Raw genomic sequence first — 15,752 nt, 5'->3', positions numbered from 1 at the left:
GCCGACCCGGCGATGACCTCGATGAACCTGCTCAACGAGATCTCCATCCGCTACCCGGAGGCGGTCTCCTTCGCGGCCGGCCGCCCGGCCGAGCAGTTCTTCGAACTGGACGCCGTCCACCGCCACCTGGACCGCTACACCGAGCACCTGCGCACCGAGCGCGGGCTCTCCGAGGAGGCGGCCCGCCGCCAGGTGCTCCAGTACGGGCGGACCAAGGGGATCATCCACGAGCTGATCGCCGCCCACCTCGCCGTGGACGAGGGCATCGAGGTGCCCGCCGAGTCGATCGTGGTCACGGTCGGCTGCCAGGAGGCGATGTTCCTGGTGCTGCGGGCGCTGCGCCGCGGCCCCGAGGACGTGGTGCTGGCCGTCTCGCCCACCTATGTCGGGCTGACCGGCGCCGCCCTGCTGGCGGACCTGCCGGTGCGGCCGGTGGCCGACGGCCCGGACGGGCTGGACCTCGCCGACCTGCGGCGGCAGTTGGCCTCGACCCGCGCCGAGGGGCGGCGGCCCCGGGCGCTCTACCTGGTCCCGGACGTGGCCAACCCGAGCGGCGCCAGCCTGCCGCTGGAGCTGCGCCGGGAGCTGCTGGAGCTGGCCGCCGAGGAGGACTTCCTGGTCCTGGAGGACAACCCGTACTGCGTGTTCGCGGGCGATCAGCGGCTGCCCTCGCTCAAGGCGCTGGACACCGGGCGCCGGGTGGTCCACCTCGGGTCCTTCGCCAAGACGGCCCTGCCGGGCGCCCGGGTCGGGTACGTGGTGGCGGACCAGCTGGTGGCGGACGGCGCGGGCGGCACCGGGCTGCTGGCCGACCTGCTCGGCATGATCAAGAGCATGACCACGGTGAACACCTCGCCGATCGCCCAGGCCGTGATCGGCGGTGCGCTGCTCGAACACGGCCACAGCCTGCGGGCCGCCAACACCGAGGTCGCCGCGCTCTACCGGCGCAACCTCGCGCTGGTGCTGGCGGGCCTGGCCCGGCGCTTCCCACCGGGCGGCGGGGTGACCTGGAACGAGCCGCGCGGCGGCTTCTTCCTGGTGCTCACCGTGCCGTGCGTGGCGGACGACGCCCTGCTGGAGCTCTCCGCCTCGCGGTACGGGGTGATCTGGACGCCGATGTCCCACTTCTACCCGGGGGAGGGCGGGGAGCGGCAACTGCGGCTCTCGGTCAGCCAGGTCGACCCGGCGACCCTCGACCGGGGGCTGGACGGCCTGGCCGCCCTGCTCGCCGACCGGTCCTGACCCGGTGGCGGGGGGCGCCGGTCCGGTCCGGGACCGGCGCCCCCCGCCATCCGTGCCGCTACGGGATGGCCACCGCCGTGCCGGAGACCCGCACCCGGGTGTCCTCCGTGCGCAGTTCGACCCGCAGCACGCCCGGGCGGCCGAGGTCCTCGCCCTGGTGCAGCGTCAGCACCGCCGGGGCGGCGACGGCGCCCAGCTCGCGCAGGTACGCCCCGAAGGCGGCCGCGGCCGCGCCGGTGGCCGGGTCCTCGACCACGCCGCCGACCGGGAACGGGTCGCGGACGTGGAAGACCTCGGGAGCCTCACGCCAGACCAGCTGCAGGGTGACCAGGTCGCGGGCGTTCATGAACGCGGCCAGCCCGTCGAAGTCGTAGTCCAGCCGGGCCAGTCGGGAGCGGGTGCCGGCGGCGAGCACCAGGTGCCGGGCCCCGGCGTAGCCGATCCGCGGCGGCAGCGCCGGGTCCAGGTCGGCGGCCGACCAGCCGAGCAGCGCGAGCGCCTCCTCGACGTCCGCCGCCGGCACCTCCTCGACCTTCGGCTCGACGCTGGTGAGCGTCGCCCGCAGGCCGTCGGCGCCGTGCTCGACCTCGACCGGGACGTCCCCGGCCGCGGTACCGAACACGTACCGCCCGGGGCCGGTCCGCTCGGCGACCGCGACGGCGGCGGCCACCGTCGCGTGCCCGCAGAACGGCACCTCCAGGAGCGGGCTGAAGTACCGCACGCGGTAAGCGCCCTGCTCGCTGCCCGGGATCAGGAAGGCGGTCTCGGAGTACCCGACCTCGGCGGCGACGGCGAGCATCCGCTCGGCGGTCAGTCCGGTGGCGTCGAGCACCACACCGGCCGGGTTGCCGCCCTCGGGGCGGATCGCGAAGGCTGCGTAGCGGAGGATCTCAGGGTCGTCGGTCATGACCGGACGAACGTCCCGCCGGTGATCACTGTTCCCGCCGCTCCCGCCGTCCCCGCTCCCCCGTCCCCGCTCACCGCAGCACCGCCTCCAGGAAGTCCGAGCCGAGCCGGGCGCTGCCGGAGAGGTCCAGCTGGTAGAGCATGTACCGCCCGCGCCGCTCGGTGACCAGCAGCCCGGCCTTGCGCAGCACGGCCAGGTGGCGGGACACCTCGGGGGCGCTGAGCTGCCAGGCCGCGGCGAGTTCGCCGGTGGTGTGCGGGCCGCGGGCGATGGTGCGGGCCAGCCGCAGCCGGATCGGGTGGGCGAGCGCCTCCAACCGCTGCTGGACCAGCGCGAGCGAGACCGGCTCGGGCAGCCCGGCCTCGGCGACGGGGTACTGCAGGACCGGCCGCCAGCCCGGGGCGTGCACCGCCAGCAGGTGGGGGCGGCCGAAGGCGGTGGGGATGAAGGTGACCCCGCTGCCGTCGGTGCCGCTGGTGCTGGAGTCCTGGAGCTTGTCGATGACGATCCGTCGCCGACCGCCGCTCTCGTCCAGCCTGACGGACGGCGAGAGCGCGCCCACGGCCTCGGCCGGGCCCCGACGGGCGAGCAGGTCGGCCTTGTGCCGGGCGTCGGCGGCGAGTCCGGGCAGGACCCGCTGCCAGGCGTCGGCGAAGAACGCCGACCGGCAGTCCTCCAGCATCCGGCGCACCAGGGCCCGGACGGCGGGCGGGTCGGCGAGCAGCCGGTCCGCGAAGGCCGCCTGCCGGGGGCCGCGGGCGAGGGCCAGCTCGCGGGCGCGCTCGTTGGCCGCCGGGTCGGTGAGCGGGGAGGCCGTCGGCCGGTCGGGCCGGGAGGCACCGCAGGTGGTGATGAGGGCGGCGGCCACGTACAGCTCGTCGTCGATCCGGTCGACGGCGTCGAGCTCCTCGGCGAGGGTGGCACCGGGCCGGCCGGGCACCAGGAAGTCGGCCCGCGAGGAGCGCCAGAGGAAGTCCGCCTCCAGCAGCCGCTCGGAGAGCTCCGGCGGGATCGCCGTGGTGGTGCAGGCGGCCCAGCCCTGCAGCGCCGGGTGGTGCGCGGGCTCGGAGAGCACGTGCAGCATGGCGTTCAGCTCGGCGAGCGGCGAGGGGGCGAAGAGCAGGTGCTCCTCGGGCAGGCCGGTGATGTCGATGGTCACACTCACGATCAGGATCCTGCCATCTGCCGAGCAGCCCTCCCCCGTCGATTGACGCCAACCGTCAATCCACGGGACACGCGGCGCGACCTGGGCGGACCGTACCGGCCATGAGCCTGATCCAGGAGAAGTCCGTCCACGATGCCGCCGACGCCCGCAGCGGCGAACCGCCCGCACCGCCGATCGGCACCGGCCGGGGCGGCCCGTCCGCGCTGCTGAGCCTGCTGACCGCTGCCGGCGGCCCCCGGTACGCGGCGGCGCTCGCCGTCGACGCGGTGGGCGGCGGCATGCTGCGCCCGTTCCTGCTGCTGTACGGCGTCGGGGTGCTGCACCTGCACGCCGGGGCGGTCGGCCTGGCCCTGTCGGCCGGGATGGTCGCCGGGCTGGTGATGGTGCCGCTGACCGGCCGTTGGATCGACACCGGCGCCCGCACCCTGCCCGCCGCCGTCACCCTGCTGCTGCGGGCGGCGGGCGCGCTCGTCCTGCTCGCCGCGGACGGGCTGCCGCTGTTCACCGCGGCGGCGGTGCTGCTCGGCGTCGGCAGCCAGTCCTGGCCGACCACCCACACCGCCGTGGTGAGCACCCTGACCGAGGGCCGGCTGCGGGACGCCGCACTGGCCGCCGGGCGCTCGCTGCGCAACGCGGGCCTGGGCGCGGGCGCGCTGCTGGCCACGGTCGCGGTGGCCGGCGGGACGGACACCATCCGGGTGCTGGCCGGGGTGACGGGCGCGGCCTGCCTGCTGGCCGCCGGGCTGGTGGCCTCGCTGCGGGTCCGGGCGCCGCAGACGGTGGTGGAGCGGGCGAAGGAGGCCGGGGACGGCGGCGAGCCGCTGCGCCGGATCACCCTGCTGAGCCTGGCCAACCTGCCGTACGCGTTCTGCTTCGACGTGCTGGAGGTGGCGCTGCCCGCGCTGCTGGTGCTGCAGCTGCACGCGTCCGCGGCCTGGTCCTCGGGCGTGTTCGTGGGCAACACCGTGCTGGTGATCGCGCTGCAGCTGGCGCTGGTGCTGCGGCTGGCGAAGCGTTCCCGGCAGTCGGTGCTGGCGGTCTCGGGGGCGGCGCTGAGCGTGTCCTACCTGGGCTTCTGGGCGGCCGGGTCGCTGGGCGGGGTGTCGGGCACGGTGGGCATCGTGCTGGTGTCCGTGCTGTACACGCTGGGTGAGATCCTCTACACCGGCTCGGGCACCGCTCTGGTGACGGCCACGGCGCCGCCGCACCTGCTGGGGCGGGCGGTGGCCCGCTGGGAGCTGTCGATGGGGGTCGGCCGGGCGGCGGCGCCCGCGGTGCTGACCGGGCTGCTGGCCGCGGGGCCGGGGCTGCTGTGGGGCGGGCTCGCGGTGACCACGGCGGTCGGCGCGCTGGCGGTGCTGCGGCTGGGCCGCACGGAGGAGTAGGGCCCAGCCCGGCAGCGGGCTGATCATCCGCAGGGCAGCGACCTCACCCCCCGGACCAGGCACTGAGGCCCGTCGACGCCGGTGGCCGGAGGCGCCGCCCTCGGCTCCTCCGGCCACTTCATCACTTCAGACGCCCACGCGCGGGACGGCCGGTCAGGCGCGCCCCCCGTGGACGCCGGACACCGGGATACGGTCGGCGTCCGGGCCCCACGGGTGGTCCGGCGGGTCGCACGGCTCCGGCGGGCACGGCTCAGGCGGACACGGCTCCGGCGGACACGTCCTGCTGTCCGCGACCGTGATCTCCACGCACGGGCAGTCCTTGGTCAGTTCGACCGTGGACACCGCGTCCTGCGGCAGGTCGTACCCGGGGGGCGCGACGACCTCCTGCCAGTAGTACGTCCCCAGCGGGAGGTTGTCCGCCGAGCACACGCCGTTGACGTCGGTCGCGCAGAGCGGGCCGACCGCCGTGTCCGGGTTGGACCCGGTGGTCTGCAGCCCGGGCACACCGTTGGTCTCCCGCCACAACTGGAAGACCGCACCCGCCAACGGCTTGCCCGTCTCGGCGTCCACCTTGGTGACGGTCGTCCTGCCGGTCTGCGCGGCCGTCCTGGAGTCCTTCACGGTGACCGGCACGTTCTGCCCCTCGGTGTCCAGCACCACCGTCGTCACCGGCTGCTGCGGCAGGTCGTACCCGGGCGGGGCCGCCGTCTCCTGCCAGTAGTACGTCCCCAGCGGCAGACCCGTCGCCGAGCAGACGCCCGAGGCCGGGGTGGTACAGGGCGAACCGACCGCCGTGTCCGGGTTGGCACCCGTGGTCTGCAGCCCGGGCACACCGTTGGTCTCCCGCCACAACTGGAAGACCGCACCCGCAAGCGGCTGCCCGGTCGCGGAGTCGACCTTCGTCACCGAGGTCGAACCGGTCGGGGCGACGGTCTGGGTGTCCTGGACGGTCACCGGGACGGTCTGCCCGTCGGTGTCCAGCACCACGGTGGTCACGTTCAGGTCGGGCAGCTCGTAGCCGTTGGGCGCGGAGACCTCCTGCCAGTAGTACGTGCCCAGCGGCAGGCCGTGCGCCGAGCAGACGCCGTCCGCCCCCGTGGTGCAGGGCGAGCCGACCGCCGTGTCCGGGTTGGCACCGGTCGTCTGCAAGCCGGGCACGCCGTTGGTCTCCCGCCACAACTGGAAGACCGCGCCGGCCAACGGCTTGCCGGTCGCGGAGTCGACCTTCGTCACCGACGTCGAACCGGTCGGGGCCGCCGTCCTGGTGTCGGCCACCGTCACCCCGACGGTCTGCCCGTTGGTGTCGAGCACGACCTCGGTCACGTTGAGCTGCGGCAGGTCGTACCCGGGCGGGGCCGCCGTCTCCTGCCAGTAGTACGTCCCCAGCGGCAGACCCGTCGCCGAGCAGACGCCCGAGGCCGGGGTGGTGCACGGCGAGCCGACCGCCGTGTCCGGGTTGGCCCCGGTCGTCTGCAAGCCGGGCACACCGTTGGTCTCCCGCCACAACTGGAAGACCGCACCCGCGAGCGGCTGCGAGGTCGCCGAGTCGACCTTGGTCACGCTGGTCGACGCGGTCTCGACCACCGGCGTCTTGGTGTCGGCGACGGTGACCGGGACGTTCTGCCCGTTGGTGTCCAGGACCACCGTCGCCACCGGCTGCGGCGGCAGGTCGTAGCCGGGCGGGGCCGCCGTCTCCTGCCAGTAGTACGTGCCCAGCGGCAGGTCGCCGGCGGAGCAGACGCCGTCCGCCCCCGTGGTGCAGGGGGCGCCGACCTTGGTGTCCGGGGTGGTGCCCGAGGTCTGCAGCCCGGCGACGCCGTTGGTCTCCCGCCACAGCTGGAAGGTGGCGCCCGCCAGCGGCTGCGAGGTCGCCGAGTCGACCTTGGTCACGCTGGTCGACGCGGTCGCGATCGGCGGGTTGCCGCAGTCGGGCAGGTCACCGTTGAAGGGGTAGGCGTGGAACTCGGTGCCGGTCATGCCCGAACCGGAGTTGTGCAGCAGCGAACCGGTGGTGAAGAAGCGCCCGTTCAGGCCGGGCAGGTTCATCGTGCTGGTGCTGGCCGGGTTGCCGACCAGCACACTGCCCTGGAACTGCCCGGAGCCCGTGAGGGTGACGGTGCTCGCGGTCGGGAAGTTCCACAGCAGACGCGGGCGCAGCCGGTTCCACGGGTCGTTGTCGTCGAAACTGCCGCTGTAGGTGTTGATGGTGCGGGCGCCGCCGACCAGGTTGACCAGCACCGTCGCGTTCGTGGGGATCCCGGCGAAGGCGACGCCCTGGGTGGAGCCGCCGTTGCCGACCAGGTCGAAGTCGACGTTGAAGACCTGGAGTGCGGAGCTGCCGTCGCCAGTGAACAGGGTCTGGTAGCCCTGGTTGACGGCCGTCCCGGTGGCCGGCCGGGGTGTGCCGACCCCGGCGTAGCACTCGCTCGCCGACTGCAGCTGACCGCGCAGCGGCGTGTAGGCGGCGACGGCCTGGCCGTCCTGGGTCGTGGTCCCGGTGATGGTGCCGGTGGCGGTGCCCGCGTAGCGGACCACGCCGCCGTCCGCCAGCAGCCGCTGGCCCGGGGCGACCGTGACGTTTCCGCCGGCGGTGAGGAAGTCCGCGCCGTCCGGCGGGGGCACCCGCGAGCCGACGCCGACGATGCCGATGTTGTACCCGGAGCTGGCCCCGGCGGCCTTGTTCTGGCTGAAGTTGCCGAGGGTCACCACGTGGCCCTCGGCCTCGGCGGCCGAGCCGCCGACGTTGAAGTCACCGCCGACGAAGATGTTGATCCCGGCGTCGCGGCCCGCGAAGGGGCCGTTGTTGACCGGGGGGAACGTCGCCGGGCAGTCCGCGCCCAGGCAGGGCCCGAGCCCGCCCGGCAGCCCGGCCGCCGAGGCCTGGGTGGGTGCGGCGAGTGAGATGGCGAAGGGTACGAGCGTCAAGGCCAGGGCGGATGTCATCGCCTTGCCTAGTCGGCGTCTCCAGCCGACGGGTGGTGCCGCCGGTCTCTGACTGGGCTTCACCGCGGTCCTCTCATGACGTGAACACGATGGGGCCCTGGAAGTCTCCTGGGGCACGGCCCGGGCGACTGGCGACGCGCACGGGGTGTCCCCCGAGCACGGAACGGGAGCACCCGATCGGCAGCAACCGCCCGCTCTCCGGATGCGGGCCGGTGCCCCGGCACGGATCCTGGCGACGAGGCGTGCCCGGCCCGAGGAAGGACTTCACGGCATGAGTTCTCTCGACTTCGAGATCATCGACGCCCCCGACAGCTCGCTCAACAAGACCGCCGTCCTGGTCACCGGGCCGAACGACGCCCTGCTGGTGGACGCCGGCTTCACCCGCTCCGACGGGCGCCGGCTGGTCGAGCGGGTGCGCGCCAGCGGCAAGCGACTGACCACGGTCTTCGTCAGCCACGGCGACCCGGACTTCTACTTCGGCGCCCAGGAGGTCCAGGAGGCCTTCCCGCACGCCCGCTTCCTGGCCACCGCCTCGACCGTCCAGCACATCCAGGAGACCTACGAGGACAAGCTGCGCGCCTGGGCGCACCTGGGCCCCGAACTGCCGACCCGGCTGGTCCGGCCGGAGGTGCTGCCCGGGGACGAGATCGTCTTCGAGGGCCACCGGTTCGAGCTGCGCGGCGCCGACTTCCACCTGCCCGACCGGCACTACCTGTGGCAGCACCACCACCGCGCCGTGCTCGGCGGGGTGCTGCTCTTCGAGGGCCTGCACGTGTGGACGGCCGACACCCCCACCGCCGCCCAACGGGCCGCCTGGATCGACCTTTTGGACGAGATGGAGGCGCTCCACCCGACCTGGGTGGCGGCCGGCCACCGGGTCGCCGACGCGCCCACGGACCTGAACGCCCTCGACCACACCCGCGCCTACCTGCGTGCCTTCGAGACCGAGCTGGGCCGGGCCGCGGACGCCGCCGGCGCGAAGGAAGCGCTGGAGCGGCGCTTCCCGGAGCTGGGGCTGCGGATCGCGGTCGACATCGGCACCAAGGTCGCCATGGGCGAGATGGCGTGGGGGTGAGCACCCGGTGATCGAGATCCCCCGGGACGTGTCCGGCTTCGCCGAGTCCGCCGCCCCCGCCGACGTGGTGCGCCGCCAGTACCTGGCCTCCGCCAGGGGCGACCTGGCCGCGCTGCGCGGCACCCTCGCCGACGACGTCGAGTGGACCGAGATGGCCGGCTTCCCGCTGGCCGGCACCTACCGCACCCCGAAGGGCGTCACCGCCAACGTCATGGAGCGCCTCGCCGCCGAGTGGCACAACTGGACGGCGCACGACGACCACTACGTGGTGGACGGCGAGAACGTGGTGGTCCTGGCCCGCTACACGGCCGTCCACAAGGCCACCGGAAAGCCGCTCGCGGTGCGGGTCGCCCACCACTTCGTCGTGCGCGGCGGCCGGATCGTCCGCTTCGAGCAGTTCACCGACACCGCGCTGGTCAGGGACGCGACGACACCGTGAGGCGCCCCGTTCACCCGTACGGGCGGGCGGGGCGCGGCGCGCCCGGCACTGCCTCGACACACCACCCCGGCGGCGGCAGGCTGACGCCCGATCCCCAGACGCCTGATCCGTCAGACGCCTGATCCGCAACGGAGAGCAAGGAGTCGGGCATGGTGGGCAGCGAGCGGCCGATCGTGATCGTGGGGGCCTCCCTGGGCGGCGCCAAGGCGGCCGAGGCCCTGCGCGGGGCCGGGTACCGGGGCGGGATCGTGCTGATCGGCGAGGAGCACGAGCGCCCGTACGAGCGCCCGCCGCTGTCCAAGGGCTACCTGCTCGGCAAGGAGGGCCGGGAGAAGATCTACGTCCACCCCCCGCAGTGGTACGCCGAGCACGACGTCACGCTGCGCCTGGGCACGGCGGTGGTCGCGATCGACCCGGCGGCCCGCACCGTGACGCTCGCCGACGACGGCGAAATCGCCTACCACAAGCTCCTGTTGACCACCGGCTCGGTGCCGCGCCGGCTCCCGGTGCCCGGCGCGGACCAGGACGGCGTGCTCTACCTGCGCCGGGTCGAGGACAGCGACCGGATCAAGGCCGCGCTGCACCCGGGCGCCCGGATCGCGGTGGTCGGCGCGGGCTGGATCGGCCTGGAGGTGGCGGCCGCGGCCCGCACGGCGGGCGCCGAGGTCACCGTCCTGGAGGCGATGGAACTGCCGCTGCTGCGGGTGCTCGGCCGGGAGGTCGCCCAGGTATTCGCCGACCTGCACCGCGCGCACGGCGTGGACCTGCGCTTCGGCGTGCAGGTCGCCGAACTCACCGGCGCGGACGGCACGGTGAGCGGCGTGCGGCTCGGCGACGGCAGCGCGGTGGCGGCCGACGCGGTGGTGGTCGGCATCGGCATCTCGCCCGCCACCGCGCTGGCCCAGGCGGCCGGCCTGGAGGTCGACAACGGCATCAGGACCGACCGGCACCTGCGCACCTCGGACCCGCACGTCTACGCGGCCGGCGACGTCGCCAACGCCTACCACCCGCTGTTCGAGCGGCACCTCCGGGTCGAGCACTGGGCCAACGCCCTCAACCAGCCGCAGACCGCCGCCCGCGCCCTGCTCGGGCAGCCGGACGCCGTCTACGACCGCGTCCCGTACTTCTTCTCGGACCAGTACGACCTCGGCCTCGAGTACCTCGGCTACGCCGAACCCGGCGGCTACGACCGGGTGGTGTTCCGCGGCGACCCGGCCACCCGCGAGTTCATCGCCTTCTGGCTGTCCGGCGACCGGGTGCTGGCCGGCATGAACGTCAACGTCTGGGACGTCACCGACCCGATCCGCGAACTCATCGTCTCCCGGCGCCCGGTGGACCCCGACCGCCTCGCCGACCCGAAGGTCCCGCTGGCCCAGGTCTAGGCAGCGCGGCGGGGACACCCGCCGAACGTCAGGACCGCACGCGCTCGGCGATACTGGGGTCCGAGGGGAAGTCTCGGGGCTGGTACTTCGGGCTGGGAGGCGCGCGGTGGGTGGGACGGCCGGGTTCGCCGTGGTGGTGTTCGGTGCGCTGGGCGGCGTGGTCGCCTACCTCGCCGGGGTGGTCGGGCTGCGCGAGCTACGGCGGCTGCGCCGGGTCGGGGTGCCGGTCCGGGCGCTGGTGCGGGCCCGGGCGGCGACGCCGGAGGACCGCGCGCTGCCGCCGCGCCCGCTGCTGCAGTTCGAGACCGCGGACGGCCGGGTCTTCGAGGTGTTCTCCCCCGTCCCGTCCACCGCCCGCCACCCGCTGCCCGACGGCGGCTACGTCCCCGTGCGCTACGACCCGGCGGACCCCCGGCAGGTGCTGGTGGACGGACGGGAGCGGGTGCGGCTGGAGTACGGCTTCGTCGCGCTGGGGCTGCTGATGGTGCTGGCCTCGATCACCCTCGGTGCCGCCGTGCTCTGAGCCGGGGGCCGTACAGGCGTAAAGGCCGTACAGGCCGTACAGGCCGTACAGGCCCCGGCTAGCGGCCCGCCCGCAGGCCGGCCGGGGTGAGGCCGGTGTGCAGCCGCATGGTGCGGGTGAGGTGGCTCTGGTCGGCGAAGCCGCACAGCTGGGCGATGGCCGCGATCGGGGTGTCCGTGGTGAGCAGGGCGCGGCGGGCCCGCTCCAGGCGCAGCCGGACCAGGTACTGGTGCGGGGACTGGCCGGTGGAGGCCCGGAACGCCCGGGTGAAGTGCGAGGGGCTGACGCCCGCGACGGCGGCGAGCTCGTTCAGCGACAGCCGTCCGTCCAGGTAGCCGTTCATGTGGTCGACGACCCGGTTCAGCCGCTTGGGGGTGAGCCCGCCCTCGCGCTCGGGCAGGGCGGGGCCACGGGTGGCGGCGGTGCGGATCAGGTGGGCGGCGAGGGCCTGGAGCAGGGACTGCGCGTAGAGCGGGTCGGCGGGCTGCGGGCCCTCGTACTCGGCGACCAGGCGCTCGACCAGCATGCCCAGGAACGGGTCGGTGAGGTGGAAGCGCGGGGCGAGCTCCAGCCGGCCGGGCCGGTCGGCCTCGGTGGCGAGCCGCTCCAGCCAGGCGGGTTCGAGGGCGACCAGCATCAGCTCGGCGTCCTGCTCCCAGCGCGGGCGGGCGGCCCAGCCGGCCGGGTTGACCAGGGCCTGGCCGCGGTGGAAGCGCTCCCGGCGGGGGCGCCCGTCGGCACGCCAGCTGAGGTCGGCGGAGCTGCCGGTGTGGACGGCCACGACGTGCCGGGTGGGGCCGGCCGCCGCCTCCCCCGCGCCGCCGGCCCGCTCCAGACCTCGCTCGACCACGCCCGCGTCGAGGTCGGCGCCGCTGCCGGAGAGCCGGACCAGGTGGGGCTTGATCGCGGAGGAGCCGGTGCGTACGGGCTGTGCGGGGGTCGTCGGAGTCGCCATGCTTCCGATTCTGGTCCGTCCGGGCGCGGAACGACGAACGCGCGCGGCCCCGGCCGGCTGATCGTGAGCGGTTCGTTCCAGGGCCCGTCGGATTGTTCAAGCCCCGGAGGGCCCGCGCCCCGGACAGTGGTCGGGCGAACAATCCCCACTCTTCCGGCGAGGAGCCGTAGATCATGAGCAACAACCACTCCCTGGCGGGCAAGGTCGTCCTGGTCGGCGCGGGCGCGAAGAACCTGGGCGGGCTGATCAGCCGCTCGGCGGGCGCGGACGGCGCCAAGGTCGTCGTGCACTACCACTCGGACGCGACCGCGCCGGCCGCCGAGGCCACCGTCGCGGCGATCAAGGAGGCCGGCGGCGAGGCCGTGGCCGTCCAGGGCGACCTGACCGTGGTCGCCGAGGTGGAGCGCGTCTTCGCCGCCGCGAAGGAGACCTTCGGCCGGATCGACGTCGCGGTGAACACGGCCGGCATGGTGCTGCGCAAGCCGATCGTCGAGACCACCGAGGCCGAGTACGACGTGATGCACGCGGTGAACGCCAAGGCCGCGTACTTCTTCATCCGCGAGGCGGGCAAGCAGCTCCACGACGGCGGCAAGGTGATCACCGTGCTGACCTCGCTGCTGGCCGCCTTCACCGACGGCTACTCGACCTACGCCGGTGCCAAGGCCCCGGTCGAGCACTACACCCGGGCGGCGGCCAAGGAGTTCGCCGCGCGCGGGATCTCCGTCAACAGCGTCGCCCCGGGGCCGATGGACACCCCGTTCTTCTACGGCCAGGAGACCCCGGAGCGGGTGGCCTTCCACAAGTCCCAGGCGATGGGCAACCAGCTGACACAGATCGAGGACATCGCCCCGATCGTCACCTTCCTGGCCACCGACGGCTGGTGGATCACCGGGCAGACCCTCTTCGCCAACGGCGGCTACACCACGAGGTAGTCGGCCCCACTCCCATAGGCCTGCCCCCACCGCTCGGGTGGGGGAAGGCCGGAGTTCTATCGGCACGCGCGCTCGGCCCGGAGCTGCCGCCGCTTCGCCCGCAGTCGGCACGCCGCCGGTCGGCGCGAGAAGTAGAGGAACCACCAGTCTCCCGGCCGGTAGCGCACCCAGTACCACACCCTCAAGAGTCGGCCCGGGTGCGAGACGTCGGTAGAGTCGTTCATCGTCAGCCTGCTTTCGTCCAGGTTGGCCACGCCCCGGGGCCGTTCGCGCGGTCGCCGGGGTATCGCTTGCGCCTCCATCGTTACGCAGCAGTCGCTACCCTTGACCCTGCGTCATGTTCCGCATGCTGTTCGGGAACAAAAGGGAGCACGCCAGATGGCAGCTCGAACACAAGAACTCGACCCGCTGAGCTCGGCACGCGACTTGTACGGTCGGGAGTTGAAACGCCATCGGGCGAACGCGGGGCTGTCGCTGGACCGGCTCTCCGAGATCGTCAACTACAGCAAGACGCATCTGCACGGCGTCGAGAAGGCGGAACGCCTCCCGCTACCTCCGCTGTCCGGAAAACTCGATGCCGCATTCGGCACGGGTGATCTCTTCGAAGGCCTGTGGGAGATCATTCGACGGGAACAATTCCCCGACCGATACCGCCGGTACATGGACCTCGAAGCGCAGGCCAGCCTGATCCAAGTCTATTGTGCGCAGGTCATCCTGGGGCTCGTACAGACCGAGGACTACGCCCGCGCGGTACTGCGCACCGGCAGCCCACGGGACACGGATGAGCGTGTCGAGGAGAAGCTTGCCTCCAGGCTGGAACGCCAGGAGATCCTAGCCCGGCCCGTGCCCCCTCACCTCTGGCTGATCCTCGACGAGGCTGCCCTGCGACGCCCCGTGGGCGGTCCGGCCTGCATGACGGAGCAGCTGGGCCGCGTGCCGGCGGCAGCGCAGCACCCCGGTGTCGTGGTCCAAGTACTGCCGTTCGCATGCGGGGCGCATCCGGCGATGGGCGGATCACTGACGATACTCACGCTTCCCAACGGGGCCGAGAGCGCCTACATGGAAGGCAGTCACACGGGACATCTTGAGGAAGACGCTGAGGCTGTCAGAGGGTTCCGGCTGTCCTACGATCTGCTCAAGGCTTCGGCCTTGCCGCCGGACGAGTCAGCGGCTGTGATCCAGACAGCGATGGAGGACTACGCACGATGCGCGACCCCGACCTGAGCGCCGCCACCTGGCGCAAGAGCAGTTACAGCAACGGCGATGGGGGACAGTGCATCGAGGTCGCCGACGGCTTCCACAGCACCGTCCCCGTACGTGACTCGAAGGATCCGGACGGGCCCTCGTTGACCTTCTCCGTCGAGGCGTGGTCGGCGTTCATTGCCGACATCAAGGCCGGAGTCTTCCGAGCACCGTGAGTCACGTCGCCGGGCCCGCTCCTCCAAGAGCGGGCCCGGCGGCGTTTGAAGTAGCCCCCAGGTGGTGGACGCCAGGGCGACTCTCCGTCGTTGCTGTCTGGAGCGGAAGGGTGAGCACCATGACCGACACCCGCCGACGGCCGAATCATCGACCGCTCCTCGTTCATGCAGGCGCGGTCGCAGGCCGCCATGCCGATTGCCGGAGACCTGTCCGCCCGCACCGCCTTCCCCGAGAACGAGCGGCCCGCCGAGGTCGCGCCGACCATCCTGAGCGAGTGGATGCCGGCCTTCATCGCCCAGCTCGCCGCACCCGGCGCTCAGTTCGTCCGGGCCACGGCGGACGACGGCGTACGGCTCCTCTACCTCTTCGACCCGGAGCGCGAGTCCTTCGCCGAGTTCATCGCCGCAGGCGAGGCGTGGCTTGTCCGCCAGGGCGGCCCCGTCGCTCTGTGGGACGTCATCGAGCGGTCCCTTCTCGCTTGGCAGGATGCCGGTAGCCCGGACATCACCGCCGTGCAGCTCCGCATCACCAACAGGGCACACACGTACTGGATCGGCGACAACGGCGACCTTCGATGGGAACACCGCCTCGCCTACTCAGCTTGATCCACGTTCAGCAACGCATGGCAACCGTGCCCGCCCCGCCGCCAGGCGGGGCGGGCCGGCGTGTCAGCTGACCGTCGCGGCGACGGTTGTCGCGGCGGTCGTGGCGGCGATCACGGCGGCCATGGTGGCCTGCATGTTCCGGATCGCCTCGCCGACCGACTCGCCTGCCCAGTCGCCCGCGGCGATCTCGGCGAAGCGCGGCTGGACCTGCTTGCGCGGCAGGTCGGGGAAGGCCAGCCGGTGCAGCTTGGCCGAGTGCAGCAGGGCGATCAGCGCGGCGGTGCGCAGCTCCGGCTCGTCACCGTCCAGGACGACGGCCGTCAGGCGCTCGCGCAGCGCGCGCTCCACGCTGCCGTCGGCCTCCGGGTAGTGCCGGACCGGGAAGATGCCGAGGACGCGGTGGCGCTCCTCGGTGACCAGGCCGCGTTCGCAGAGCCGCAGTTCGGTGTCCCGGACGACGGTGGCCCGGTCCTTGGTGAGCCAGTCCCCGGCCTTGGCCCGGCCCGGGCGCTTCCCTGCGATCCACTCGTCGAGGCGCTCCAGCCGGCCGTCCAGCAGCGGGTCGCCGGTCGGGGTGCGGTCGACGACGCCGAGCCGGCCGTCGGCCACCTCGACGCGTCCGGCCAGCACCAGTTCGGCCAGCAGGCCGCCCGCGGCGGCCCAGGCGGTACCCACGCCCTCCTTCGGCGCGCCGGTCCTGTCGTCCAGCGAGAGCAGCACCAGCTCCTCGGCGAGGGTGACCTGCATGGGGATCCTTCCTCTCTCATCGCTCAGCGGCTT

15 protein-coding genes are annotated in these 15,752 nt (G+C 73.5%); 10 read left to right on the top strand and 5 right to left on the bottom strand.

The genetic code is table 11. The features are described 5' to 3' along the window. Window positions 1–12 precede the first annotated feature (12 nt). Entirely contained in the window at window positions 13–1,242 is a 1,230-nt protein-coding gene (locus tag ABTY61_RS00805; protein WP_502895191.1) for an aminotransferase-like domain-containing protein, read from the top strand. 58 nt (window positions 1,243–1,300) lie between these two features. On the opposite strand, the gene ABTY61_RS00800 is transcribed toward ABTY61_RS00805, so the two are convergent. Further along, window positions 1,301–2,149: a PhzF family phenazine biosynthesis protein gene (locus ABTY61_RS00800; protein WP_350502709.1), complete on the bottom strand. Its 849-nt coding sequence runs from the start codon at window positions 2,147–2,149 to the stop codon at window positions 1,301–1,303. A gap of 70 nt (window positions 2,150–2,219) precedes the next feature. Continuing rightward, window positions 2,220–3,314 (bottom strand): DUF5937 family protein, encoded by a 1,095-nt coding sequence (locus ABTY61_RS00795; protein WP_350502708.1) that lies wholly within the window; start codon window positions 3,312–3,314, stop codon window positions 2,220–2,222. 101 nt (window positions 3,315–3,415) lie between these two features. Here ABTY61_RS00795 and ABTY61_RS00790 point away from each other — a divergent pair, with 101 nt between their 5' ends. Next, the gene (locus ABTY61_RS00790; protein WP_350502707.1) at window positions 3,416–4,699 is read left to right on the top strand and encodes an MFS transporter; all 1,284 of its coding nucleotides are present in this window, start codon (window positions 3,416–3,418) and stop codon (window positions 4,697–4,699) included. 153 nt (window positions 4,700–4,852) lie between these two features. Here ABTY61_RS00790 and ABTY61_RS00785 read toward each other — a convergent pair whose 3' ends face one another. Continuing rightward, entirely contained in the window at window positions 4,853–7,624 is a 2,772-nt protein-coding gene (locus ABTY61_RS00785) for a SpaA isopeptide-forming pilin-related protein (RefSeq protein WP_350502706.1), read from the bottom strand. A 289-nt stretch (window positions 7,625–7,913) separates the two neighbouring features. Between ABTY61_RS00785 and ABTY61_RS00780 the strand changes: the two genes are divergently transcribed. The 4 genes from ABTY61_RS00780 (at window position 7,914) to ABTY61_RS00765 (ending at window position 11,061) form a co-directional block, all read left to right on the top strand. Further along, window positions 7,914–8,717: an MBL fold metallo-hydrolase gene (locus tag ABTY61_RS00780; protein ID WP_350502705.1), complete on the top strand. Its 804-nt coding sequence runs from the start codon at window positions 7,914–7,916 to the stop codon at window positions 8,715–8,717. A gap of 28 nt (window positions 8,718–8,745) precedes the next feature. Continuing rightward, complete coding sequence (locus ABTY61_RS00775; RefSeq protein WP_502895190.1) at window positions 8,746–9,156, top strand: nuclear transport factor 2 family protein; 411 nt, start codon at window positions 8,746–8,748, stop codon at window positions 9,154–9,156. A 149-nt stretch (window positions 9,157–9,305) separates the two neighbouring features. Further along, window positions 9,306–10,538, top strand: a complete 1,233-nt coding sequence (locus ABTY61_RS00770; protein WP_350502704.1) for an NAD(P)/FAD-dependent oxidoreductase — start codon at window positions 9,306–9,308, stop codon at window positions 10,536–10,538. 106 nt (window positions 10,539–10,644) lie between these two features. Further along, window positions 10,645–11,061, top strand: a complete 417-nt coding sequence (locus tag ABTY61_RS00765; RefSeq protein ID WP_350502703.1) for a DUF3592 domain-containing protein — start codon at window positions 10,645–10,647, stop codon at window positions 11,059–11,061. 58 nt (window positions 11,062–11,119) lie between these two features. Here the strand turns inward: ABTY61_RS00765 and ABTY61_RS00760 are convergent, their stop codons facing one another. After that, window positions 11,120–12,016: a helix-turn-helix domain-containing protein gene (locus ABTY61_RS00760; RefSeq protein ID WP_350502702.1), complete on the bottom strand. Its 897-nt coding sequence runs from the start codon at window positions 12,014–12,016 to the stop codon at window positions 11,120–11,122. 173 nt (window positions 12,017–12,189) lie between these two features. Between ABTY61_RS00760 and ABTY61_RS00755 the strand changes: the two genes are divergently transcribed. From ABTY61_RS00755 to ABTY61_RS00740, 4 genes are all read left to right on the top strand, one after another. Beyond that, window positions 12,190–12,948 carry an SDR family oxidoreductase gene (locus ABTY61_RS00755; protein WP_350502701.1) on the top strand — a complete coding sequence of 253 codons (759 nt, stop codon included), beginning with the start codon at window positions 12,190–12,192 and terminating at the stop codon, window positions 12,946–12,948. 378 nt (window positions 12,949–13,326) lie between these two features. Beyond that, window positions 13,327–14,172, top strand: a complete 846-nt coding sequence (locus ABTY61_RS00750) for a helix-turn-helix domain-containing protein (RefSeq protein ID WP_350502700.1) — start codon at window positions 13,327–13,329, stop codon at window positions 14,170–14,172. Further along, window positions 14,154–14,366, top strand: a complete 213-nt coding sequence (locus tag ABTY61_RS00745) for a DUF397 domain-containing protein (RefSeq protein WP_350502699.1) — start codon at window positions 14,154–14,156, stop codon at window positions 14,364–14,366. Before ABTY61_RS00750 ends, ABTY61_RS00745 begins: the two co-directional genes overlap by 19 nt. A 189-nt stretch (window positions 14,367–14,555) precedes the next feature. Continuing rightward, window positions 14,556–14,972: a methyltransferase domain-containing protein gene (locus tag ABTY61_RS00740; RefSeq protein WP_350502698.1), complete on the top strand. Its 417-nt coding sequence runs from the start codon at window positions 14,556–14,558 to the stop codon at window positions 14,970–14,972. 63 nt (window positions 14,973–15,035) lie between these two features. Here the strand turns inward: ABTY61_RS00740 and ABTY61_RS00735 are convergent, their stop codons facing one another. Next, on the bottom strand, window positions 15,036–15,719 hold the full coding sequence (locus ABTY61_RS00735) for a GOLPH3/VPS74 family protein (protein WP_350502697.1): 684 nt from the start codon (window positions 15,717–15,719) through the stop codon (window positions 15,036–15,038). Window positions 15,720–15,752 lie beyond the last annotated feature (33 nt).

Source organism: Kitasatospora sp. NPDC096128, assembly GCF_040303105.1.
In the GTDB taxonomy this organism is placed as follows: Bacteria; Actinomycetota; Actinomycetes; order Streptomycetales; family Streptomycetaceae; genus Kitasatospora.
This window is presented reverse-complemented; position numbering and strand designations above follow the sequence as displayed.

Coding starts and splice junctions, on each gene's coding strand:
- ABTY61_RS00740 (WP_350502698.1), top strand. CDS start 14,556: ATGCCGATTGCCGGAGACCTGTCCGCCCGCACCGCCTTCCCCGAGAAC.
- ABTY61_RS00755 (WP_350502701.1), top strand. CDS start 12,190: ATGAGCAACAACCACTCCCTGGCGGGCAAGGTCGTCCTGGTCGGCGCG.
- ABTY61_RS00780 (WP_350502705.1), top strand. CDS start 7,914: ATGAGTTCTCTCGACTTCGAGATCATCGACGCCCCCGACAGCTCGCTC.
- ABTY61_RS00760 (WP_350502702.1), bottom strand. CDS start 12,016: ATGGCGACTCCGACGACCCCCGCACAGCCCGTACGCACCGGCTCCTCC.
- ABTY61_RS00770 (WP_350502704.1), top strand. CDS start 9,306: ATGGTGGGCAGCGAGCGGCCGATCGTGATCGTGGGGGCCTCCCTGGGC.
- ABTY61_RS00800 (WP_350502709.1), bottom strand. CDS start 2,149: ATGACCGACGACCCTGAGATCCTCCGCTACGCAGCCTTCGCGATCCGC.
- ABTY61_RS00745 (WP_350502699.1), top strand. CDS start 14,154: ATGCGCGACCCCGACCTGAGCGCCGCCACCTGGCGCAAGAGCAGTTAC.
- ABTY61_RS00735 (WP_350502697.1), bottom strand. CDS start 15,719: ATGCAGGTCACCCTCGCCGAGGAGCTGGTGCTGCTCTCGCTGGACGAC.
- ABTY61_RS00790 (WP_350502707.1), top strand. CDS start 3,416: ATGAGCCTGATCCAGGAGAAGTCCGTCCACGATGCCGCCGACGCCCGC.
- ABTY61_RS00805 (WP_502895191.1), top strand. CDS start 13: ATGACCTCGATGAACCTGCTCAACGAGATCTCCATCCGCTACCCGGAG.
- ABTY61_RS00750 (WP_350502700.1), top strand. CDS start 13,327: ATGGCAGCTCGAACACAAGAACTCGACCCGCTGAGCTCGGCACGCGAC.